1 protein-coding gene is annotated in these 3,069 nt (G+C 64.6%); it reads left to right on the top strand.

The window, feature by feature from the left end; translation table 11 throughout:
• Window positions 1-3,069 (top strand): condensation domain-containing protein (locus HMPREF2914_RS10885; RefSeq protein ID WP_256562076.1); only part of this gene is annotated, 3,069 nt, incomplete at both ends.

Below are 3,069 nucleotides of genomic sequence, written 5' to 3'. Positions count from 1 at the left end.
GCTGAGTCCGAACGGCAAGCTGGATCGCAAGGCGTTGCCGCGACCGCAAGCTGCTGCGGGGCAGACGCATGTTGCGCCGCAGAATGAAATGGAGCGACGTATCGCGGCCGTCTGGGCGGACGTGCTGAAGCTGGAGGAGGTGGGCGCCACCGACAACTTCTTTGCCCTGGGTGGCGATTCCATCGTTTCGATCCAGGTGGTGAGTCGATGCCGTGCGGCGGGCATCCAGTTCACTCCGAAGGACCTGTTCCAACAACAGACCGTACAGGGGCTGGCGCGAGTCGCCCGCGTAGGGGCTGCGGTGCAAATGGAGCAGGGGCCTGTGAGCGGCGAGACGGTGTTGTTGCCGTTCCAGCGGTTGTTCTTCGAACAGCCGATTCCCAATCGCCAGCACTGGAACCAGTCATTGCTGTTGAAGCCGCGCGAGGCCCTGAATGCGAAGGCACTCGAAGCGGCCTTGCAGGCCCTGGTCGAACATCACGACGCATTGCGTCTGCGCTTCCATGAAACGGACGGAACCTGGCATGCCGAACATGCCGAAGCAACGCTGGGCGGTGCGCTGCTCTGGCGTGCCGAGGCGGTGGACCGACAAGCGCTGGAGTCGCTCTGCGAGGAGTCGCAGCGCAGCCTGGACCTGGCCGACGGCCCACTGTTGCGGAGCCTGTTGGTGGATATGGCCGACGGCGGCCAGCGTCTGTTGTTGGTGATCCACCATCTGGTGGTGGACGGGGTGTCCTGGCGCATTCTGCTGGAGGATTTGCAAAGGGCTTACCAGCAGAGCCTCCGTGGAGAAGCTCCGCGGCTGCCTGGCAAGACCAGCCCGTTCAAGGCCTGGGCCGGCCGAGCGAGCGAGCATGCCCGTGGTGAGTCGATGAAGGCGCAGTTGCAGTTTTGGCGCGAGCTGCTGGAAGGTGCGCCGGCCGAGCTTCCGTGCGAGCATCCGCAAGGCGCTCTGGAGCAGCGTTTCGCCACCTCCGTGCAGAGTCGCTTCGACCGCAGCTTGACCGAACGCCTGCTGAAGCAGGCGCCGGCAGCCTACCGTACCCAGGTCAACGATCTTCTGCTGACCGCCCTGGCGCGAGTGGTCTGCCGTTGGAGCGGCGCCTCTTCAAGCCTGGTACAGCTGGAAGGGCATGGGCGCGAGGAGCTGTTCGCCGATATCGACCTGAGTCGCACCGTCGGTTGGTTCACCAGTTTGTTCCCGGTGCGCCTGAGCCCGGTCGCGGATCTTGGCGAGTCCCTGAAGGCGATCAAGGAACAGTTGCGTGCGATTCCCGACAAGGGCCTGGGTTATGGCTTGCTGCGCTATCTGGCTGGAGAGGAAAGTGCCCGGGTCCTGGCGGGGTTGCCGCAGGCGCGGATCACTTTCAATTACCTGGGCCAGTTCGACGCTCAGTTCGACGAGATGGCTCTGCTGGACCCGGCTGGCGAAAGCGCGGGGGCAGAGATGGACCCCGGCGCTCCGCTGGACAACTGGCTGAGTCTCAATGGCCGGGTGTTCGACGGTGAACTGAGTATCGACTGGAGCTTCAGCTCGCAGATGTTCGGCGAGGACCAGGTGCGTCGCCTGGCCGATGACTATGTGGCTGAGCTGACGGCGCTGGTCGACTTCTGCTGCGATTCGCCACGGCATGGCGCGACGCCTTCCGATTTCCCGCTGGCGGGGTTGGACCAGGCGCGTCTGGATGCCCTGCCGGTCGCGCTGGAAGAGGTCGAGGACATCTATCCGCTGTCACCCATGCAGCAGGGCATGCTGTTCCATTCGCTGTACGAGCAGGCATCGAGCGACTACATCAATCAGATGCGTGTGGATGTGTCCGGCCTCGATATCCCGCGCTTCCGCGCAGCCTGGCAGTCCGCCCTGGACCGGCACGCGATCCTGCGCAGTGGTTTCGCCTGGCAGGGGGAGCTGCAGCAGCCCTTGCAGATCGTCTATCGACAGCGCCAGTTGCCCTTCGCCGAAGAGGACCTGAGCCTGGCGGCGAATCGGGACGCCGCGCTGCTCGCGCTGGCTGCGGCCGAGCGCGAACGCGGTTTCGAATTGCAGCGTGCGCCACTGTTGCGGCTGCTGTTGGTGAAGACTGCCGAAGGTGAGCATCACCTGATCTACACCCATCATCACATCCTGCTGGACGGATGGAGCAATGCCCAGTTGCTCAGCGAGGTGCTGGAGTCCTATGCCGGACGCTCGCCGGAGCAGCCCCGGGATGGCCGCTATAGCGACTACATCGCCTGGCTGCAGCGGCAGGACGCGGCAGCTACCGAGGCATTCTGGCGCGAGCAGATGGCGGCTCTGGACGAGCCGACGCGGTTGGTCGAGGCACTGGCTCAGCCGGGACTGACATCGGCCAACGGCGTCGGAGAGCACCTGCGTGAGGTGGACGCAACGGCTACCGCGCGGCTCCGGGATTTCGCCCGGCGCCACCAGGTCACTCTCAATACCCTGGTCCAGGCGGGCTGGGCGCTGCTCCTGCAACGCTATACCGGACAACACACCGTGGTCTTCGGCGCCACCGTCTCCGGGCGTCCTGCCGATCTGCCGGGTGTCGAGAACCAGGTCGGGTTGTTCATCAATACCTTGCCGGTGGTGGTAACGCTGGCTCCACAGATGACCCTCGACGAACTGCTGCAGGGGCTGCAACGGCAGAACCTGGCGTTGCGCGAACAGGAGCACACGCCTCTGTTCGAACTGCAGCGCTGGGCGGGGTTCGGCGGCGAGGCGGTTTTCGACAACCTGTTGGTGTTCGAAAACTACCCGGTGGACGAGGTGCTCGAACGGTCCTCCGCTGGAGGCGTGCGTTTCGGTGCCGTAGCGATGCACGAGCAGACCAACTATCCGCTGGCCCTGGCGCTGGGTGGCGGGGATAGCTTGTCACTGCAATTCAGCTACGATCGCGAACTGTTCCCGGCCGCTACGATCGAGCGCCTGGGTCGCCACCTGACGACTCTGCTGGAGGCATTCGCCGAACATCCGCAGCGACGTCTGGTCGATCTGCAGATGCTCGAGAAGGCGGAGCTTAGCGCTATCGGCGCTATCTGGAACCGCAGCGACTCGGGCTATCCGGCAAC

Origin of the sequence: Pseudomonas sp. HMSC067G02 (genome assembly GCF_001813485.1) — a bacterium.
GTDB lineage: Bacteria > Pseudomonadota > Gammaproteobacteria > Pseudomonadales > Pseudomonadaceae > Pseudomonas > Pseudomonas aeruginosa.
The sequence above is the reverse complement of the archived record's forward strand: the minus strand, read 5'-3'. Positions and strand labels throughout refer to the sequence as shown.